This is a genomic window from Ferviditalea candida, from assembly GCF_035282765.1.
GTDB classification, from domain to species: Bacteria; Bacillota; Bacilli; order Paenibacillales; family KCTC-25726; genus Ferviditalea; species Ferviditalea candida.
Map to the genome: position 1 here is coordinate 142,224 of NZ_JAYJLD010000002.1, position 20,203 is coordinate 162,426.

Genomic DNA, 20,203 nt, shown 5'->3' on the forward strand with positions numbered 1-20,203 from the left:
TTGGCTATCTAATTATCAACTATATCATAAATCGGGGGCTGATGAGAAACGGTCTGAAGCGATTTCCCGGTCCCCGAACATTTCGACGAAACGCTGAGCGGCTTTGGACAAGTATCTATCCTTCAGCCAAATAACGGCCGCCTCGGATTGAATCGAGCAATTTTCCAATTCTATGATTTTGATATTTCTGAGCGGGAACAGCGATAGTGCCGATTTCGATAAAATTGTTGCGCCTATTCCTGCCCCCACAAGTGTAATCAGAATGGTCGGGTCCGCGCACTCGGCGACGATATTCGGTTCAAAGCCGGCCCTGCGGCATTCATTGACGATGATCTCATACACTCCTCTGATATTGGTCCGGTGCAGAAGCAGCAGGGGAACGCGCTCAAGCTGCTCCATGCGCAGCGACGTCTCGGACCCGTACCAATCCTCTGGCGCTAGCAGCACATAAGGCTCGTCCGGCAGCCGCAGCACCTCGAATTGATCCGAATCGACGGGAAGCCGGACAATCGCCACCTCGATATCCCGGTTGATCAGCAAGGCGGATAGGGTAGAGGTGTCTCCACGCTCGATTTTATAGGTAACCTCCGGATATCGGGAACGGAACTGCACAATTTTGGGGGGCAAATGCGAGAGGCTCGAGATCACGGTTCCGATCGCCAGAGTCCCTCGCATTCCCTCACCGGTTTCCTTTACTTCCCGAAGGGTTTCGGCGAATTGCTGCAGCAGAATTTCCCCCTTTTGCCGGAGTATCCTTCCCGCTTCCGTCAGCTCCAGATTTCTGCCGTTGCGTTCCAGCAGGGGCGTGTTTAATTCCTCTTCCATTTGGCGGAGCAGCTGGCTCAACGGGGGCTGGGCCATATTTAATTTTTGCGCGGCGCGGGTAATTTGTCCTTCCTTGGCAATCGTCACGAAATAACGGATCTGGCGCAAGTCCATGCCGGTTCAGCCTACTTTCATATATTTTTCATATAATTTATTAATATTATAGATATTTTACGTATGGAAAGAAAGGTGGTAGATTAAAGACATCTTCGACAGGGAGGGATTGCATCATGCCGGCTAGAACGGGACAACAGTATTTGGAAGCGCTTAACCGAGCGAAAAACGATGTTTGGATTCATGGTGAAAAAGTGGGGAATGCTTCGGAACATCCGGCATTTCGAGGAATTGTGCAAAGCATGGCCGAGCTATACGACCTGCAGTACCAAAAACCGGAGAAAATGCTCTACACATCTCCGACAACCGGCGATCCGGTCGGCTTGTCCTTTATCGCGCCCAAGACGAAGGAAGATCTGGTTCGCAGACGGGAAATGATTTATGAATGGGCCAGCCATTCCGGAGGGATGATGGGACGCTCGCCCGATTATTTGAACACCAGCATCATGTCCTTTGGAACGGCCGCTTCCTTTTTTGCCCAGGATGATCCGAGGTTCGGCGAAAACGTCCGCAATTATTATGAATACTGCAGGGAAAACGATATCAGCTTAACTCACACGCTGATCCACCCTCAAGCAAACCGCGCCAAAAATCAAGCCAATCAGCAGGATCCGTTTCTTTCAGCAAGAATTGTCGAGAAAAATTCGGAAGGTCTGCTGATTCGCGGATGCCGTTTGCTGGCGACTCTGGGCGGGGTTACCGACGAAATCGTCGTATTTCCTTCAACTCTGAATAAGGCGACCACCGAGGATGATCCATATGCGTTTGCCTTCGCGATTCCGAACAATGCGCCCGGCTTGAAGTTCATGTCCCGCGAATCGTTCGATTACGGCAGGAATGCGTGGGATCATCCGATGGGCTCGCGGTTTGACGAATCCGATGCAATCGTCGTTTTTGACGATGTGCTGGTGCCTTGGGACCGCGTGTTCGTCGCAGGAAACCATGACTTGTGCAACCGGACGTATGCGGAAACAAATGCGGTCGTGCATATGACCCATCAGGTCGTCGCGAAAAATATCGCCAAAACCGAGTTCGTGCTCGGAATTGTGCTGAGCATCATTGATGCGATCAATATTTCCTCATTCCAGCATGTCAAGGAAAAAGCGACAGAGGTCATGCTTACCCTGGAAATTATGAAAGCGCTTCTCTACCAATCCGAAGCGAATGCGCAGATCGACCGGTACGGAAACATGACACCGGACTTCACGCAGTTGAACACCGCCCGGAATTGGTATCCCAAAATGTATCAGCGGTTGACCGAAATCATCCGCATCCTGGGAGCCAGCGGGCTGATGGCCATTCCGACGCAGGCCGACTTCCAGTCGCCGGAAATCGGCGAATGGATGCACAAATACACCCAAGGGGCCGCCATGGACGGGTATGACCGCGTGCAATTGTACCGGCTGGCCTGGGATGTCTCGATGAGCGCCTTCGCCACCCGCCAAATGCTGTACGAATATTATTTCTTCGGGGATCCGGTCCGCATGGCAGGCGCCTATTATGATTGGCACGAGAAAGACAAGTACAAGGAAATGGTCAAACAATTTTTGAACCGGGCGAACTCGCCGTCTTTCACATTCGGATAAGAAGGAGAGATTCATTTGAGCGATATCAATATCATCCGCCTGCATCACGCGGCCTTGAATGTGACCGATCTGGAAAAAGCGCGACACTTTTATGAGGATGGTTTGGGCTTGATCGTGACCGAATCGGACGGTCGGCATCTGTATCTCAGAGGCATCGACGACGCCAATCATCACAGTTTGATGCTGATCAAGGCCGGGCAGCCGAGCCTCAACCATATCGCTTACCGCGTCTCCTCGGAGGAGGCGCTCGACAGGCTGGGGCAAATCTTCCTCTCCGAAAATTTGCCGATCCGTTGGCTGGACAAAGATGAGGAATGCGGACAGGGACGAGCGCTCCGCGTTCAGGATCCGCAGGGCTTCCCCGTCGAATTTTTTTGCGGAATGGAGAAGACGGAGCTGATGATGCAAAAGTTCCACCTGCACCGTGGGGCCAAAATCAAGCGGATCGATCACGCCAACTGCCTCGTGCGCGATATCAATCAAGCGTATGATTGGTATATCGACAAATTGGGCTTTATGTGCTCGGAGTACACGGTTTACAGCGGTGAAAAGGATGTTTTGTGGGCGGCCTGGCTGCACCGCAAGCCGACAGTGCATGATCTGGCGCTGATTCGGGAGGTCGGACCGCGTTATCACCATACCGGCTTTTGGGTGGACGATGCTAAAACGATATTGGACGCATGCGATCATCTGGCCGGCATGGGCTATTACCTCAATATCGAACGACCGCCGGGACGTCACGGAACCTCCAATGCGTTTTTCGTCTATGTCCGCGATCCGGACGGCCACCGGACGGAATTATTCACGGGCGATTACTTTACGAACGACCCGGACTGGGAGCCGATCCGCTGGAGCCTGGAAGATCCGCAGCGGGCCACCTTCTGGGGCGCTCTGCCTCCGAAAAGCTGGCGGGAGGAAGCGATGCCGGTACAGCACATCTTGACGGGAGAGCTGTTAAAAATCGAGCCTCCGGTCTGAAGCGTCCGGTGACGGGGCTGTCCCATAAGTCCAACAACTTGGGAACAGCCCCTTTTAACGAATATCCAGTTCATCCGTCATAATAAAGTATTTGAGAAAAAAGTATAATTGATAGTGTTCCTCCGCGGAATGAAGATTCCCGTCATACAGTTCCGCAATCCGTTTCATTCTATAGCGGAAACCGCTGGGAGAGAGATTTAACTCCTTGGCTGTTTTGTACATATTGCAATCATTATATAAATAATAATATAATGTTTTCGTCAATTCGGAAGCATACTCACGATCATACTGAAGCAAAGCTCCCAGTTTTTCTTCAGCCAATTGACGCAATTCTTCGGGATTTTCATGCTGCAACAGGATCCGGAAGACCCCCAATTCCTCATAGGTGATCATGAATTCCTTTTTTGGCTGTTTTTTTTGAATGTCAATTACTTGCTTTGCTTCACGAAATGCGCGATATACTTCCGTTACGTCTTCATATTTTCTGCTTATTCCAATGTTCCAAACGAAATGGGAATCGCTATTTTGCAATAATTTCAATAATTTTCGCCCCATTTCCTGAATGGTCAATCGGTTGTTCTGCATATACTTTTCGGACAGAAGCAGGAAAAGATAACCTGACTTTTCCGTGACAAAGCATTTTTCTCCTTGAGCGTAAAAATAATTTCGCAATTGTTGAATCATTTTTTCCCTGTAAATAAAAAGTTCACCGCTATCCTGCTCTTTTTCCAATAAAAAAACGTAACCGGAAACATTAAGATTATAACCGAGATATCTTCCCTGTTTCATTAACTTTTCTTTATCTATTGAATCGGACAGCATTTCGTCCAAAAAATTTCCCAGCATACGCTGTTCTGTTTCAACCATTGTTTTTTCCTGCAATAAAGAAAGGGAGCATACCCAGGAGGCTCCTTCCAAACATAACCGATAACTTTCAAATTGACTTTGATTATTTGAAACAACGGAAATAAATCCGTATAATTCATTTTTCAAAAAAATTGGGGCTATAATACGTTGATGACCAAGACCATAAGAATCGGGAATATAGAGGTATACTGGCTCATTTTCTTCTTTAAGTTTTTTCAGTATGTAGTTGAAAGAGGGGGATTTCTTTTGATCCTCATTCATCCTGAATAACGATTGGGAATATTGTGCTGCGTCAGAATCAGGTATTCCTGCGGTGGATATAATTGAAAAATCCTGACTTTCAATAACGACAGGTACATCAAGCAAATCATTCAGGTTCGAAGCAATCGATTCCAATTTTTTCCCGCGAATCACATTTTGCATCAGGCTGCGATGAACTTGCAAGGATAGATGTATGGCATCTTGTTGCTTTTCAATCCTTTGATACGCTTCATCTAAAGGACTGAGTAAATTGATCTCTTCGAAAAAGGTTGATTCGTGATCAATCTCGCTTCCCCATTCTTGCACTGTTTTTCCTATCCATGTACAATACGGATCACCCATGGCCCGGCATTTTTGTTCTTTGAAGATGACTTTTTCCGGGAACTTGGCGGATACGTAACCGCTTCCATAACCGGCCATCATTGAACAAACCGGCCGATGGCTCTTGCCGAAATGTTTGAGATATTCTTCCGCTTCATATGAAGCGTACCAAAAACCTTCACCATAATAGGTTCCTTTGTGTTCGTCAAATTCCAATTTCGTCAGTTCCACTCTGCCGAATCCCTGTGTTTGATGGATCTTGGGCCCGGCCGTAAGCCATTCATCATGACTTTTGTATCTGTATTTTTCGACGATGGTTCTGGCGTCGTGCTCCCCTCTGTACCAGCCGTATCGAAACATGATCCCCTTGGCCCGCTCAAAACCGAGCACATTGATCAAATCCCGCTTTAACCGACCGAGCGAATGGGTATCATTGAGCACCACCCGGGACTGATTGATAAAAATTTCGCCCTTGTTACCATCGTAATCCATAATTTCTCGAATGTCCAGGTCCTTAATGTCTTTTTGAAACATGCGGCCAGCCTCCTTGATTATACTTCTTGTGTCTGGGTCAAGATGTCATCATGTCTGCTGGTATGCTTGTTAGTTTGTATTATAATGATTTGCATCAAGGAATGATACATTAAAAAAAACGAAAAAGTAAATACTTTTTCGTTCAAAATAAGGATAAAACAGGATACCCGTTCTTGGCGCCAACGATCTACGGTGCTGAAAGGTCTGCTTGAGCGTGCGCCCGGATCGCTTTTACAGGCGCGGTCTCCTTTAAAAACAGCGCAAAAATGACAACTAATATCAAACCTGCCATCGCATTGTACAATATTTTGTCTATGCCAAAATGGACCGCGACAAATCCCGCGATAACGGGCGCGATGCCGCCGCCGAATATCTCTCCGGTTCCGCTGACGACTCCTGCGGCAGATCCCTTCAAAGCCGGAGGAACGGCGTCCTTGGAGTGACCATGGCCAGCATCGTCAACAGACCGAATGACAAGCCGGCCAGGATGAACACGAGAACGAACAGTAGTATCGGCTTCGCCCCTGTATTGAGGAGGGCAAGCAGAGCGATGACGGCAAAAATCGGTGTAAGAATAATGGTCGGCTTGCGGCCTATTTTGTCGGACAGGCGTGGAACGACAAGATTTCCGACAAACCCTCCAAAGCCGATGCCCGCGATGACAAATCCCATACTGGCAACGGATAATCCCAAGTAATCGGTCAAATAGCTGGGCAGCATGGCACTGATGACAAAAATGTTGGACATGGCGCCGAAAACCCCGAAGCAGCCCAGGAGAACATTTCTGTATTTAAGCAGTTCTTTATATGGAACGTTCGCTGGTGCCGACTTTTCACTTTTGATCGGCTCTTTAATGAGTTTATAGAACAAGTAAGCCACTATAAAGCCAGGAAGAGCCACAATGACAAACACCCAACGCCAAGACGGCAAAACTCCAAGGAGCTGAGTGGCGATAATCGGCCCCAGACCAAGGCCCAGCAAGCAGAATGCGCTGCCCATGATTCCCATGTTCAGGCCTGCGCGGTCTTTTCTGGATACTTGTAATCGAGATCCTGCACGATGACAGGGAATAAAGGAGCAATGATCCACCGGTCCAAACTGACCAGACCGAAAGCGATGGATAATAAGGCGATGGCTTTCCATTCATACTTCGTATCCCATGATTCATTCATTCAGGATTTCTCCTCTTTGATCAATAGGCTCGATTTCATCCTGATGACAGGTTTTACGGCGACCCCGTTCTTCGAATCTTCAAACGCCTGGTTAATGTCGTCGAATTCATAAAATGAAACGAGTTTGTCAAAAGGAAACCGGCCTTTCTTGTAGTACTCGATCAGCTTGGGTATGAACAATTGCGGGACGGCGGATCCTTCAATGACCCCGGTCACGGTTTTCCCTTGGGACAGGATATCCTCATTCATATTTAATGTGACGTCTCCGCCCACTCCCACAACGCATGCGGTTCCAAGAGTTCTCAACCCCTGAACGGATTGACGGAACACCTCCGCGATCCCCGTTGCCTCAATGGCATAGTTGGTGCCCCCGTTTGTGATCTTGCGGACTTCTTCCACGACATCGACTTTCTTGGCGTTCAGCGCATGAGTGGCGCCCAGTTCCAGGGCCAAATCTAACCGCTGCTGAAAGACGTCGACGGCAATGATTTCGGCGCACCCGGCAATTTTGGCGGCCATGACCGCGCTCAAACCCACCGATCCGCAGCCGTAGATCGCAATGGAACTGCCAAATTCCGGCTTGAGTTTGTTTAGTACGGTTCCGCTGCCGGTTTGAATGCCGCAGCCCAAAGGTCCCAGAAGATCCAAGTCAATGTCCCGGTCCACCTTGACAACACTTCGTTCGTGCGCTATCGCATAGGTTGCAAAAGAAGACTGTCCGAAAAAAGAGGATACATGGATGCCGTTCAGCCGAATGGGGCTCGTTTGACTGAAAAAGTTCAAAGGAAAAAATTCAGTGCAGTATGCGATGTCCCCGTTTAAACAATGTTCGCATGCACCGCATGTAGCAAAGGATAACACCACATGATCGCCGGGCGCGACGGATTTCACGTTTGCCCCGATCTTTTCGACAATTCCGGATCCTTCATGCCCCAATACCGCCGGCAAAGGAACAGGGACCAATTGATCCTGCACGACCGCATCGGTATGGCATATGCCCGAAGCCGCGATTCTCACCAGAACCTCGTCATCTTTGGGTGCGGATAATTCCACTGCCTCAATTTTGAAATCAGCGCCTTTTTCGTGAAGTAAAGCTGCTTTTGCTTTCATATCTTTTTTCACATCCTTCGTTATTTATGATCGTGTCGATCAACCCCAAAACGGGTACACGCGCTCCTCATTCTGGATGCTGATCCATTTGACCGTCGTAAATTTATCGATGACCCACTCTCCGCCAAAACGGCCGAGTCCGGAGTCTTTTTCACCCCCGAAGGACACATGTGCTTCTTCGTTGACAGGCTGATCGTTGACATGGATCATTCCGGTTTCAATTTGCTTTGCCACCTCCACGCCTCTGTGAAGATTTCCGGTGTACACCGAACCGCTTAATCCGTAGGGAGAGTCGTTGGCCATTTTAATGGCCTCTTCTTCATTCCCGGCTTTCAAAATCGAAGCGACCGGTCCGAAAACCTCATTTTTGGCGACAGGCATATCATTTTTCACATCCGTCAAAATAACGGGAGACATCACATTGCCGTTGACTTCGCCGCCCATGATTTGATTGGCGCCCAGATTGACGCTTTCTTCCACTTCTTTTTGTATCCGTTTGATGGATTCCGAATTGATCACCGGTCCGATCAACGTTGGAAATTGTGTCGGATTCCCGACTTGCAGTTGGCTGACTTTTTGTTTGAACACCTGCACAAATCGGTCATAAATACCGGCATCCACAATGATGCGATTTAAGGCCATACATATTTGTCCCGAATGCAAAAACTTGCCCACCGCCGCTTTTTCAGCCGCCTTTTCAATATCCGCGTCGTCAAGCACGATCATGACATTGTTTCCGCCAAGCTCCAAAGCCGTTTCTTTGAGCATGCCGCCGGCCAATTGAGCGATATGGCGACCCGCCTCGGTGGAACCCGTGAACGAAATCAACTTCGGGACAGGATGGACTACAAAATCGTCCCCGATTTCCGAGGCTTTTCCAGCTATAACATTGAATACGCCTTTTGGCAGCCCCGCTTCTTCGAATATTTCCGCAATGAGCAAGCCGGATGTGATCGGCGTTTCCGATGCAGCCTTCAAAACCACCGCGTTCCCTGTGGCGATGGCCGGTGCAACCGAGCGCATGGACAGAACCAGGGGAAAATTAAAGGGGGCGATCACACCGATCACGCCTTTGGGAGACCGATAGACACGGTTTTCTTTGCCCGGAATATTCGAGGGCAGAATTTTCCCCTCCATGCGCAGCGGGAAAGTTGCGGCCACCTTCATCGTTTGCAAAGTGGCCCCCCACTCGATATCGGCTTTTATCAGGGTACTGCCGCCTTCTTTGACCAGGAGTTCCACAATCTCATCTTTGCGTTCCGCAAAAATGGCCGCCGCCTTTTCAAGAACTTCCTGCTTTTGGGCCGGCAGTGTACGGGCCCACTCTTTTTGCGCTTCTTTCGCCGCTTGATAGGCCCGATCCAGATCCTGTTTGGACGCGGTTGGGATTTCGTTGATGACTTCGCCTGTAAACGGATCTTTATTTGCAATTGTATCGTTGCCCGATCCTGTTACCCATTCGCCCGCGATAAATTGCTTTGTATATTTTTCGTTTCCCAATGTTAACGCCTCCTTCATTCAAATTTTTTATCAAAGGTTATCCTGCTCGACAAACGCGGAACGCAAGGAGCGAGCGACTTGTTCAATGGCCGACCTGCCTTTGTCCATTACCCCCGACATCCAAACAAATCCATGCATCATGCCTTCATAGCGGGTTAGTTCAACCGGAACACCAGCTTCTTTTAAACGCGCCGCATATGCCTCCCCTTCGTCGCGCAACGGGTCGTATTCGGCGGTGATCACGAGTGCGGGCGGCAAATCGCTCAAATCATCCGCAAGCAGAGGGGATAACAAAACATTCTCCGCATCCGCCCCGGTGCGTATATAGTGGTTTGTGAACCAATCCATATCCGCTTTTGACAGAAAATATCCTTCGCTGAACTCCCGGTACGATTGTGTATTGGAATTGATGTGCGTCACCGGATAAATCAAAATCTGGGAGATAAGTTGCAGATCTTTGCGCTGTTTTGCCAGTTGTGCAACGACCGCGGCCATATTGCCGCCGGCACTGTCGCCGCCAATTGCAATTCGACTTGCATCTCCGTTAAGTCGTGCGGCATTTTCTTTCACCCAGCATGTCGCCCGATAGCAATCTTCCAGTGCCACAGGAAATTTGAACTCCGGCGCCAAGCGATAATCGACCGACGCTACTATACAGCCGACACGATTTGCTATGGTACGCATTGGGGCATCGACGACGTCCAAATTGCCAAGCACCCACCCGCCGCCATGGTAGTAAACAAATATCGGCAAGCGACCTTCCCTCTCGGGAGTGTAGAAGCGAACGGCAATCTCGCCGCCATCGACGGGCACTGGGATTTCTTCCGCCTTGGCCACCGGCTCCGGCACTCCGGCGAGATCTTTCATGACACCGTTCATTCCCCTCGCTTGCTGCGGAGACATTTCCGGCAAGGGCGGCGCGTTTAAAGAAGCCAATTGATTCAGAAATGATATTGCTTGAGGATCCAATGGCATTTTTTATTCCTCCTTACTTGTGTTTGCGGCAGCCATCACTTTCCCTTCGGAAAGTCGAAACTCTGTTTTTTGAAAGCGCTTTCTATAATGATTATATAAAATGAGGCAAAAATTAAATACAACATATTGTAATAGACTTTTTAATAAAATCAACACTTTTGAACAGTAAATCATGGCCCTATCCCAAATGCCTATCCAAATCGAATGCGGAATCAGAAGCAAAAAAAAACGGCATCGCTGCCGTCTAACTTCTAAGATTTTTGCCATAAAAGATTTCATCCATCTCCGCCTTTATTCTTTCAGTGATTTCCTTCTCTTCCTCCGGGCTCAGCTTCTCTTTTGTGTATCCGAAAAGATAGTTGTCGAGATCGAATTTTTTAAGCTTGCATTTGGTGTGGAAAATATTTTCCTGATAAACATTGACATCGATCATATCGAATTGGCGGATGATATCCTCCGGAATATAATTTTGGATCGAGCTGATCTCATGGTCAATAAATAGCTTGTTACCGTTGATATCCCGGGTAAAGCCGCGGACTCTGTAATCAATGGTCATGATATCCGTGTCGAACGAGCGAATCAAATAATGCAGCGCTTTTAGCGATGAAATCTCGCCGCAGGTGGATACGTCAATATCCGCTCTAAACGTGCTGATCCCTTCATCCGGATGATATTCCGGATAAGTATGGACCGTTATGTGGCTTTTTTCCAGCTGCATGACAACCGATTCCGGAAGCGGTCCGGGAGATTCCTCGAATGCTTCTGCCGGAACCTCGACGATCGGTCCTTCGGATACCAGCAAGGTCACACTCGCTCCTTGAGGAACATAATCCTGCTTCGCAATATTTACGACATGCGCGCCGATAATATCCGCCACCTTCCTTAAAATGTTCGTCAATTGATCCGCATTGTATTGCTCGTCAATATAGGCGATATATGCTTCACGCTCCTTCTTTGTCTTTGTATAACAAATGTCATACATATTGAAGCTCAATGATTTCGTGAGATTATTAAAGCCATGCAATTGGATATGCTGTTCCGGCTTGATATTCATGGTCGATTCACTCCTTAGGCTAATTCGAAACTATTGTTATCCAATATATCCAATTTGGCCGTGAAAAATAAACAAAACGGCATTTCTGCCGTTTTGTTTATGGATGCTCGGTATGCGGAAATTAGTTCTATAAACCTCGCAATCCAGTGTATAATTGATATATTCAATCCCCGATATCCAGAATGGAGAGCAGAAGTTGAAAACCTTCAAAAAGGTATATATCGAAATTACGAGCGTTTGCAACCTGGCGTGCAGCTTTTGCCCGCAAACCGGCCGGCAGGCGAATTTTATCAAGGTAGATACGTTCGCCCATACACTCAATCAAATCAATCGCCACACGAATCATATCTACCTCCATGTAAAAGGCGAGCCGCTTCTGCATCCGAAGCTGGATGAGCTGCTGGACATCAGTCACGCGAAAGGCTTCAAGGTCAATATCACGACAAACGGCACACTGATCCAGAAAGCCAAGCACAAAATCCTGGGGAAACCGGCTGTTCGCCAAATGAACTTTTCCCTCCACAGCTTTGACGGGCATGAAGGCTCGACGGATCGGGAGCAGTATATAACGAATATTCTTTCTTTTATCCGGCAAGCGGCTGAAGCGGGACAAAACGTTATTTTTTCATTGCGGCTGTGGAACTTGGATCAGGACAATGCGACGAATTTGGAAAAAAACAGAAACCGGCACTCGTTGGAGATTATTGAGAAGGAGTTTAATCTGAACTACAGAATCGAAGAAAAAGTGGAGCGGGGCAAAGGGTTGAAAATTGCCGAGCGCATTTATTTGAATCAGGATCATGAATTTGAATGGCCGAGCCTGCAGGCTCCCGAAGATGATGGAAAGGGGTTTTGTCACGGTCTTCGCAGCCAAGCCGGGGTGCTTGTCGACGGCACGGTCGTGCCTTGCTGTCTCGATGGCGAGGGCGTAATTAAATTAGGGAATATTCACGACTCCTCTTTTACCGAGATCATCGAGAGCGAGCGGGCCAACCGTCTTTTCGACGGATTTTCCAAGAGGGAAGCGGTGGAGGAGCTGTGCCGGAAATGCGGGTATCGAAAACGATTCGGCGCGTAGAAGGCGGCCGAAATGGCAAGATCGAGCACTTGATGATGTGACGGAGATGAACGGATTTGAGGTCCCGCATTCATCGTTTATTCGACAGCATCTGAACAGACGGTCAGGTGAACGACGCGGAAGGCTAGAAAGAGGGCATGGTCATGCGGAGATACTGTTCGCGAGAAATGTTTGGTGGCCATATAGAGGCAATCTCGAGCATTTGCATCCCGAATTCGAGGTGCTGGATTGGCGGGGCAGATCGTATTTTGCGGACTTTGCATTTTCGCCGGAGCGATGGAAGCTGCTCATAGAGATTAAGGGTTTCTCCGAGCATGTAACGAATATGGATCGCCAAAAATATTGCAACGAACTGAATCGGGAGACATTTTTGGTTATCGGGAAAAAAACAAATCTAAATGCCGGTTTTCCAGTCAATAGAACCATAAAGCGAGAATTTGCCTTAAGTAGCTACAGAAAATCCAGTTGATTGGAAGTTGCTTCTGCTGCCGCGGCGCTTGCACCATCGGAACCAAGCCGTGTCCCCTTTCGCCGCTGCTTTCAAACCCTTCCCATTGCAATCTATGTCTCAGCTTCAGTATAATAATTATTGCATCTACTTCTACGCATTCAGACAAAAGAGAGGGATACCATGCTCCAATTACAATTAACAGACCAAGCGAAATTAGAACTTCAAAACCGGTTAAGCTCAAGCTCAAAACCATATATACGTCTGCAGATGCGCCATAGCTGTTTTATGAAATTAAAATTGACAATAGAAGACGCTGTACAAATCAACGATGTTGTTGTGGCGTTAGACGGATTTGATTTTATCGTTGACAAAACTCAAATTCATTATTTTCAAAATGGAAAGCTGGACTTTATCGCAGACCATACCGGATTCAAGCAATTTGAAATTACCGCCTAATCCACCCTGCTCTCGAAGTTCAGTCGACGATGACCAGCTCTAAGATAGAAAGAGACACCTGTGGTCCTTCGCTTCGTCCCCCTAGGCTCCATAAAAAAAACGACCCTCTCGGATCGTTATTTTTATGGAGCCTAGGGGGATCGAACCCCTGACCTCATCGCTGCCAGCGATGCGCTCTCCCAGCTGAGCTAAGGCCCCTCAAGCGACAAGATTGATAATAGCATATGACGGGACCGTGTGTCAATGGCGAATGAATCCAGATTTTGAAAATGAATTAATCATTTTTGCCAAGCAAACTCGTCAGTTCCTTCAAGAACATGTTGATATCTTTAAATTGACGGTAAACCGACGCGAATCGGACATAGGCGACTTCATCGACAGGATACAGCTGTTCCATGACGAGCTCGCCGATGATCCGGCTTTCCACCTCGGCGTGCGCCGTATTTCGCAGCTCCTTTTCCACCTCGGATACGATCGCTTCCAGTCTTTCAACGGATACGGGGCGCTTTTCGCATGCTCTCAGCAATCCCCGCAATATTTTGTCCCTGCTGAACTCCTCGCGGCTTCCATCCTTTTTGATGACAACCAAAGGTGTTTCTTCCACCATTTCGAATGTCGTGAAACGCCTTGCGCACCGCTCGCATTCCCTCCTTCGGCGAATCGATTTATTATCGTTGGCCGGGCGGGAATCCAGCACTTTCGTTCCCGAGTAATCGCAAAACGGGCATTTCATAAGCTCGTCCTCCTTTTATCTAAAAATCACATTCCAGCAGTACCATAGGTTACCTGTAATGAAGCTGCGATAATCGCACATAATAGAACTACCAACGACAAGGAGGTGAAGAAAAATGGCTCAAGGTCAATCCCGTTCCAGCAATGCGCTGGTCGTGCCGCAAGCGGATGCCGCTTTGGATCAATTGAAATATGAAGTTGCGCAGGAATTAGGTATCCAGATCCCCCAAGACGGTTATATGGGCAACATGGCCACCCGTGATGCTGGCGCGATCGGAGGTCACATCACTCGTCGTCTGGTACAAATTGCCGAACAACAGCTTGCCGGCGGTGCTCGTTAACCGCTAACACTTCACGTCATGATTGCAATGGAATAGAGGGTTCATTCAAAGGTGTTGGGCAGTCGGCGAATTCGCCGGTTTGCCCGACACTTTTATTTTTGCTTCTGCGCTGATTCCCCAAACTTCCGAATAAAAACTGCTGTATTTTTTATAATAATAAAGAATGCGTTGAATGTAGTGGCGGGTTTCGCCAAAAGGTATCTGCCCAACCGTCGCCAATCTGCCGTCCCACTGCCGCGTATCCAGCCAATTCGCGACATTGCCGGGACCCGCGTTATATGCGGCTGCGATCACCGCAATTCGATCTTCCTCAGTTTTTAACTTGATATGCTTGTCAAACTGCTTCAACAGCGAATCGATATACCATGTACCTACTTCAATATTGATCGCCGGTATTTCCAGCTGATCGCGAATCATGTCGGAGAATTGCCCCTGCTCAATAATCCAATCGGCGGTTTGTGGCATTATCTGCATCAGACCGATGGCGCCTTTTTTGGATCTCAGGTCGGTCTTGTAGTTGCTTTCCACCCGTATGATCGCAGCAATCAGGAATGGATCAAGTTGAAAATTCGCCGCGCTGATCCGGATATCCTGTTCGTATTTGATTGGGTACAGCACTCTCCCCACCCAGTCCGAGTTGGAAAATAAAACTCCGACAAACAGGATAAGCAGAACGGCCAGCACGCTTTTCCTCTGGAAGAATTTCATTTCAATCCCTTTCCAATCCAAAACAGATCGATCTGGTTGCGGGTGCTTTCGGGCGTCCCGCTGTTGTCGATCACGATATCGGCCATTTTCTTCTTATCCTCAATGGGCATCTGTGCCCGAATTCGCAGCGTTGCCTGCTCCTCGTCGATACCGTCCCTGGCCATCAGCCGGCGGATTTGGATCTCTTCCGGGACGTAGACCAACAGAACCTCGTCATACAAGTGTTGAAGTCCCGATTCAAACAACAGAGGAATATCCGCCACGACCAGACTTTCCGGATGCTCCAGCTCTGCTCGGCTCATCCGCTCCTTCATAATCTCCCGGATGGCCGGATGAAGCAGGGCTTCAAGATCTTTACGCGCCTTCCGGTCGGCAAAAACGATATCCCCCAGTTTTTTTCGATCCAGCGAACCGTCCGCATTTCGGATCGCTTGTCCGAATCTTTCATATACCTTGTCCAACACAGCGCTGCCGGGAAGTACCACTTCCCTGGCAACTTGATCCGCATCGATCAGGATCGCTCCCTTGTCGACCAGCATTTTGGAAACCGTGCTTTTTCCGGTCGCTATGCCTCCGGTAAGCCCAATATTCATTTGATTCACTCCTTGGTTTCTGAAAGCAAATTCTAACGCAATTTCTACATCAATTTCAATATCGCAATCAGGATCAGGAGGATTCCCGGAAGAACGGTCAGCTTCTTGACCCACTCCTTATCCGAAAACAAATGGCCGACCTGCAAGCCGGCTGCGAAAAACGAACCGCTTGTCAGCGCGATGACCGTCGCGGTCACAATCGGACGAAACCCGATGAGCGCCGCGCCGATACCCGCCCCGAAAGCATCCAGGGATAACGCCAGCCCCAACAGGGCCGCTTCCGAAGGGGATATGATCCCCGATCGGTCCACATCCGCCATCGAGGGGGTGTTTATGACTTGGACCACCAGTCCCAAACGCTTGATTTTGATTTCCAGAATCGGCAGCTCCGCCAAATCCGCATCTTGCTGTTTGGCGGACTGGGGCTCGTTTCCGGCTTCCCACAGGTCCTTTTTTTGGTTCCGGATACTTTGTGCGATGGCCCATATCCCGATACCGATCAGGATGAAAGCGCCGATTTTCGAAGCCCACAAGGGTGAAAAAATCCTTGAAATTAGGAGTCCGATATGCATGGAAGCATAGATCACGATCCCGGAAAATCCCGATATAATCATAATGGAGATCAACGGAATTCGTATTTTGCGCAGTCCGTACGTCGAACCGACGCCAAATCCATCCAAGCTTACGGCAAATGCCAGCAAGCATAATGAAACGATCGGCGGCAACGTATCCCCTCCTATGCAGTCATCCTCATACCGGATCGTATGAAGGATAAGTTGGCGCAGCGATAGTTGGTTAAGCCCACTTTGCACTGCACACACTATCATATGGAAAGGGAGGTGAATCGGTGCATTTTTCGTCAAACCCGAACCTTCTTGCTTTTGAGCGGCTGGCACTTTCGGCAATAGTGGGTTCCCCGCCCTCCGACCACCGTCTTGGCGATCGGCAAGCCGCACCGCGGACAAGGCTGCGATTCGCGTCCGTAGACATTCAACCGCTGCTGGAACATGCCCATTTCACCCTGGCCGTTCACGTAAGACTTCACGGAAGAGCCTCCCGCGTCCACCGCTTCCTTCAGCGTTTCAACGATAGCATTATGCAGATTGCGTAGTTCAGCAGGCTTCAGCGAGTCAGACGTCCGCTCCGGATGAATCCCCGCGCGAAAAAGCGCCTCATCCACATAAATATTACCGATGCCAACGATGTATTCCTGATTGAGCAGCAGCGGCTTGATCTTCGTTTCCCGCTTGCCGATGCGCGCACGGAAGGCTTCATAGGTAAAGCTTTCATCCAGAGGCTCGAGACCCAGCTTGCACAGAGGAGGCAGCGTCCATTCCTGATCCGTCTCGAACAAATCCATCGTCCCGAACTGGCGCACATCCTTGTAGCGCAGCTCTGTTCCATCCGAGAAATGAAAAATCACATGCGTATGCTTTTCCACAGGCTCACCCGACGGATATACTCCGTAACGTCCCTCCATCCGCAGATGAGAAACCAGCACAAGATCATTCAGGATGATCCTTAGAAATTTTCCTCTTCTTTGAACATCCTGAATCGTTTGTCCGCGCAGCATTTCCGCAAACAGGACAGGATCGTCCGGTCGTCGGATAATTCTGGGCAGATGGACGCTCACTTGGCGGATTGTCTTTCCCGCCACCAATTGATTCAACGTCCTTTTCACTGTTTCGACTTCCGGAAGCTCCGGCATAAGCGCACCTCCATTTCTATTCGTTTCCCGCAAAGATCGGCAATCCAATCGATCCGGTTATTTGGCTTCATACCAGTTCAGTCCGTAGCTGACATCCGCTTTTAACGGAACGTCCAGCTTCAAGGCGCCTTCCATGACCTCCGGAACCAGCTTTTTCATCCGCTCCAGCTCGTCCTCCGGGACCTCCAGCACCAATTCGTCATGCACCTGCAGCAGCATGCGGCTTTTCAGTTTTTCCCGCTGCAGTCGGGAATGCAGCTGTACCATCGCAAGCTTGATAATATCGGCCGCTGATCCCTGGATCGGCGAATTCATCGCCGTCCGTTCCGCAAAAGAGCGGAGATTATAGTTGGAGGAATTGATCTCCGGCAAATATCTGCGTCTCTGCAGCAGAGTCGTCACATAGCCGTCCCTGCGGGCCCGCTGCACAATATCTTCCATAAATTTGCGCACACCCATAAATACGTTCAAATATTGCTCGATGAACCGACCGGCCTCTTTTCGGGTGATATTGAGATTCTGGGAAAGTCCGTAATCGCTGATTCCGTAGACAATTCCAAAGTTCACCGCCTTGGCCTGCCGCCGCAAATTCGCGTCGACTTGGTCCTCCGAAACGCCGAAGACGTCCATGGCGGTCTTTGTGTGAATATCTTTATTGTGCTGGAAAGCCTCAATCAGCTTATCGTCTTGGGAGATGTGCGCCAGCACTCTCAGCTCGATCTGTGAATAATCGGCCGCCAGAATATACCAGCCCGGCTCGGACGGAACGAAAACCTTGCGGATTTTTCGTCCTTCCTCCATGCGGATCGGGATATTCTGCAGATTGGGAAACTGGCTGCTCAGCCTTCCGGTGGCCGCGACCGTCTGACGGAAGTAGGTGTGAACCTTGTGCGTTTCCGGGCGGATTTCTTTCAGCAAGCCTTCCACGTAAGTCGACAGCAGCTTGGCGATCTGCCGGTAATGAAGAATCTTGTCGACAATTTCATGATAAGGGGCCAACTTCTCAAGCACTTCCGCATCCGTGGAATATCCCGTCTTTGTTTTTTTGATTACGGGAAGACCGAGCTTGTCGAACAGAATTTCACCAAGCTGTTTGGGTGAATTGATGTTGAATTCCATCCCGGCCAAATCATGGATGTCCGCCATCAGCCCCTCCAAAATCCCCTCGAGCTCCTTGCCGTAGCTCTTCAAATCCTCCGTGTCCACCAGCACGCCCGTCAGTTCCATTTCCGCAAGCACGGCGGAAAGCGGAAGCTCCAGGTCATAAAACAATCGATGCATGCCGCTGTTCTCCAGCTCCTGTTGAAGCACCCCGCTCAAGCGCCGGATGGCAGCAGCCTTTCTGCAAAGATGTGCGCTCAATTGATCCTCTTTTGGCACCCGGAATTTCGCGCCCTTGCCAAAAATCCGTTCATCTTCGGAAATCGGGGGCAGTCTGAATTTATCGGCAAGCCCGTGCAGCGACAGACTTGATTCCGTGGGATCGAGCAAATATGCGGCCAACATCACGTCAAACACGACGCCCCTCAGCGCCTGCTGCTTCCAAGCCAGAGCTACGGCCGCTTTATGCATGTCGTACATTCTTTTTTCAATCGTTTCGTCGGCCAGCCATTCCCTGACCTTGCCGGCTTCCGGCAGCTCCATGGTGGCCTGAGACATGTAGTAGGCTTTCCCTTCCGCCAAAAAAGCGTAGCCGATGATCTCGGAAGCGTGCGGATTTTCCCCGGCCACCTCGATATGCATCGCTTCGACCGAGGGCAGCATACCGATAAAATCCGGCAGTCCGCCGCTTGTGACAATTTGCGCCGCGATTTGTTCCTGCTCCGTTTCTTGGCGGCTTTCCTCCGATAAATCCATTTTTTCAAGCAGCGATTTAAACTCGAGCTTGCGGAACATCTCCTTGACCGATCGGGCGTCAAAACCGCCGTATTCCAAACGGTCCCACTGCCCTTCGATCGGAACCTCCACTTCCCGGAAAATAGTCGCCAGCTCCTTGCTCATTTGAGCACTGTCGGAATGGCTGCGGATATTTTCACCCAACTTGCCTTTGATCCCGTCCGCATGCTTCAGCACATTCTCGACAGACGCATATTCATGCAGAAGCTTCAGCGCGGTTTTCTCTCCAACTCCCGGAACGCCGGGAATGTTGTCCGACGGGTCGCCCATCAAGCCCTTTAGATCAATGATTTGCTTCGGCTGCAGTCCATATTTTTCTTCTACGGCCGCCGGATCGAAACGATCCACCTCCGTAATCCCCTTGCGCGTCAACAGAATGGTTGTCCTGTCCGATGCCAGTTGGAGCATGTCCTTGTCTCCGGTGACGATGAGCACTTCCATCTCGCGTTCCTCGGCCAGACGGCTGATCGTGCCGATAATATCGTCGGCTTCATACCCTTCAAGCTCATATTGGAAAATCCGAAAAGCTTGGAGCAGCTCTTTCATCATCGGAAACTGCTCGGAAAGCTCCGGCGGAGTTTTCATTCTCCCGCCTTTATATTCTTTGAAATCCTGATGACGGAACGTGATCTTGCCCGCATCGAACGCCACCATGAAATGAGTGGGCTTCTCCTCTTCAATTATCCGGAGAAGCATCATCGTAAAGCCGTAAACGGCATTGGTATGCATACCTTGGGAATTGCTGAGCATCGGTAGGGCATAGAACGCCCGGTTGGCAATGCTGTTGCCATCGACCAAAATGATTTTTTCCATTGACACACCCCTATTTTTTTCATGCTCCCTATTCATCATAGCACAACTTCGTACAAGTTTTTACTGCAAACAACGGGTTTCTAAATGACTCTTTGAAACATAGCATAGAAATAAGGGAGTGATTGGCACA

At 49.3% G+C, this 20,203-nt stretch carries 20 protein-coding genes, 1 tRNA gene and 1 pseudogene; 6 read left to right on the top strand and 16 right to left on the bottom strand.

Annotated features, from left to right (window positions below):
• Window positions 1-24 precede the first annotated feature (24 nt).
• The gene (locus VF724_RS02320) at window positions 25-939 is read right to left on the bottom strand and encodes a LysR family transcriptional regulator (RefSeq protein ID WP_371752600.1); all 915 of its coding nucleotides are present in this window, start codon (window positions 937-939) and stop codon (window positions 25-27) included.
• Window positions 940-1,055: 116 nt separating this feature from the next.
• Between VF724_RS02320 and hpaB the strand changes: the two genes are divergently transcribed.
• Window positions 1,056-2,525: a 4-hydroxyphenylacetate 3-monooxygenase, oxygenase component gene (gene hpaB, locus VF724_RS02325; protein WP_371752601.1), complete on the top strand. Its 1,470-nt coding sequence runs from the start codon at window positions 1,056-1,058 to the stop codon at window positions 2,523-2,525.
• A 15-nt stretch (window positions 2,526-2,540) separates the two neighbouring features.
• A complete protein-coding gene (gene hpaD / locus VF724_RS02330; protein WP_371752602.1) occupies window positions 2,541-3,503 on the top strand; it encodes a 3,4-dihydroxyphenylacetate 2,3-dioxygenase in 963 nt (320 codons plus the stop codon).
• Window positions 3,504-3,557: 54 nt separating this feature from the next.
• Here hpaD and VF724_RS02335 read toward each other — a convergent pair whose 3' ends face one another.
• From VF724_RS02335 to speD, 8 genes are all read right to left on the bottom strand, one after another.
• The gene (locus tag VF724_RS02335) at window positions 3,558-5,486 is read right to left on the bottom strand and encodes a XylR N-terminal domain-containing protein (RefSeq protein WP_371752603.1); all 1,929 of its coding nucleotides are present in this window, start codon (window positions 5,484-5,486) and stop codon (window positions 3,558-3,560) included.
• A gap of 187 nt (window positions 5,487-5,673) precedes the next feature.
• A complete protein-coding gene (locus VF724_RS02340; RefSeq protein WP_371752604.1) occupies window positions 5,674-5,901 on the bottom strand; it encodes a hypothetical protein in 228 nt (75 codons plus the stop codon).
• On the bottom strand, window positions 5,898-6,557 hold the full coding sequence (locus VF724_RS02345) for an MFS transporter (RefSeq protein WP_371752669.1): 660 nt from the start codon (window positions 6,555-6,557) through the stop codon (window positions 5,898-5,900). Before VF724_RS02345 ends, VF724_RS02340 begins: the two co-directional genes overlap by 4 nt.
• Entirely contained in the window at window positions 6,497-6,658 is a 162-nt protein-coding gene (locus VF724_RS02350) for a hypothetical protein (protein WP_371752605.1), read from the bottom strand. Before VF724_RS02350 ends, VF724_RS02345 begins: the two co-directional genes overlap by 61 nt.
• Window positions 6,659-7,768: an NAD(P)-dependent alcohol dehydrogenase gene (locus tag VF724_RS02355; protein WP_371752606.1), complete on the bottom strand. Its 1,110-nt coding sequence runs from the start codon at window positions 7,766-7,768 to the stop codon at window positions 6,659-6,661.
• 39 nt (window positions 7,769-7,807) lie between these two features.
• Window positions 7,808-9,268, bottom strand: coding sequence for an aldehyde dehydrogenase family protein (locus VF724_RS02360; protein ID WP_371752607.1), 1,461 nt, complete (start codon window positions 9,266-9,268; stop codon window positions 7,808-7,810).
• Window positions 9,269-9,298: 30 nt separating this feature from the next.
• The gene (gene lipP1, locus VF724_RS02365) at window positions 9,299-10,243 is read right to left on the bottom strand and encodes a LipP1 family hormone-sensitive lipase (protein ID WP_371752608.1); all 945 of its coding nucleotides are present in this window, start codon (window positions 10,241-10,243) and stop codon (window positions 9,299-9,301) included.
• 244 nt (window positions 10,244-10,487) lie between these two features.
• The gene (speD, locus tag VF724_RS02370) at window positions 10,488-11,297 is read right to left on the bottom strand and encodes an adenosylmethionine decarboxylase (RefSeq protein ID WP_371752609.1); all 810 of its coding nucleotides are present in this window, start codon (window positions 11,295-11,297) and stop codon (window positions 10,488-10,490) included.
• A 196-nt stretch (window positions 11,298-11,493) separates the two neighbouring features.
• On the opposite strand from speD, the gene VF724_RS02375 reads away from it, so the two are divergent.
• The 3 genes and pseudogenes from VF724_RS02375 (at window position 11,494) to VF724_RS02385 (ending at window position 13,282) form a co-directional block, all read left to right on the top strand.
• The gene (locus VF724_RS02375; RefSeq protein WP_371752610.1) at window positions 11,494-12,375 is read left to right on the top strand and encodes a radical SAM/SPASM domain-containing protein; all 882 of its coding nucleotides are present in this window, start codon (window positions 11,494-11,496) and stop codon (window positions 12,373-12,375) included.
• Between the two features lie 46 nt (window positions 12,376-12,421).
• A pseudogene (locus VF724_RS02380) lies at window positions 12,422-12,748 on the top strand (hypothetical protein); the annotation flags it as partial.
• A 258-nt stretch (window positions 12,749-13,006) separates the two neighbouring features.
• Window positions 13,007-13,282 (top strand): iron-sulfur cluster biosynthesis family protein, encoded by a 276-nt coding sequence (locus VF724_RS02385; RefSeq protein WP_371752611.1) that lies wholly within the window; start codon window positions 13,007-13,009, stop codon window positions 13,280-13,282.
• A gap of 125 nt (window positions 13,283-13,407) precedes the next feature.
• Here the strand turns inward: VF724_RS02385 and VF724_RS02390 are convergent.
• Together VF724_RS02390 and nrdR are read right to left on the bottom strand one after the other, a co-directional pair.
• A tRNA-Ala gene (locus VF724_RS02390) sits at window positions 13,408-13,480 on the bottom strand.
• Window positions 13,481-13,556: 76 nt separating this feature from the next.
• Window positions 13,557-14,015 (bottom strand): transcriptional regulator NrdR, encoded by a 459-nt coding sequence (nrdR, locus tag VF724_RS02395; protein WP_371752612.1) that lies wholly within the window; start codon window positions 14,013-14,015, stop codon window positions 13,557-13,559.
• A 115-nt stretch (window positions 14,016-14,130) separates the two neighbouring features.
• Between nrdR and VF724_RS02400 the strand changes: the two genes are divergently transcribed.
• On the top strand, window positions 14,131-14,355 hold the full coding sequence (locus VF724_RS02400) for an alpha/beta-type small acid-soluble spore protein (protein ID WP_371752613.1): 225 nt from the start codon (window positions 14,131-14,133) through the stop codon (window positions 14,353-14,355).
• Window positions 14,356-14,400: 45 nt separating this feature from the next.
• Here the strand turns inward: VF724_RS02400 and VF724_RS02405 are convergent, their stop codons facing one another.
• The 5 genes from VF724_RS02405 to polA are packed head-to-tail and all read right to left on the bottom strand — an operon-like array spanning window position 14,401 to window position 20,073.
• Entirely contained in the window at window positions 14,401-15,063 is a 663-nt protein-coding gene (locus tag VF724_RS02405) for a lytic transglycosylase domain-containing protein (RefSeq protein ID WP_371752614.1), read from the bottom strand.
• Entirely contained in the window at window positions 15,060-15,656 is a 597-nt protein-coding gene (gene coaE / locus VF724_RS02410) for a dephospho-CoA kinase (protein WP_371752615.1), read from the bottom strand. The genes VF724_RS02405 and coaE overlap by 4 nt, the downstream gene beginning before the upstream one ends.
• A gap of 44 nt (window positions 15,657-15,700) precedes the next feature.
• A complete protein-coding gene (ytaF, locus tag VF724_RS02415) occupies window positions 15,701-16,483 on the bottom strand; it encodes a sporulation membrane protein YtaF (protein ID WP_371752670.1) in 783 nt (260 codons plus the stop codon).
• A 32-nt stretch (window positions 16,484-16,515) separates the two neighbouring features.
• On the bottom strand, window positions 16,516-17,364 hold the full coding sequence (gene mutM, locus VF724_RS02420; protein ID WP_371752616.1) for a DNA-formamidopyrimidine glycosylase: 849 nt from the start codon (window positions 17,362-17,364) through the stop codon (window positions 16,516-16,518).
• Window positions 17,365-17,421: 57 nt separating this feature from the next.
• Window positions 17,422-20,073, bottom strand: a complete 2,652-nt coding sequence (polA, locus tag VF724_RS02425) for a DNA polymerase I (protein WP_371752617.1) — start codon at window positions 20,071-20,073, stop codon at window positions 17,422-17,424.
• Window positions 20,074-20,203 lie beyond the last annotated feature (130 nt).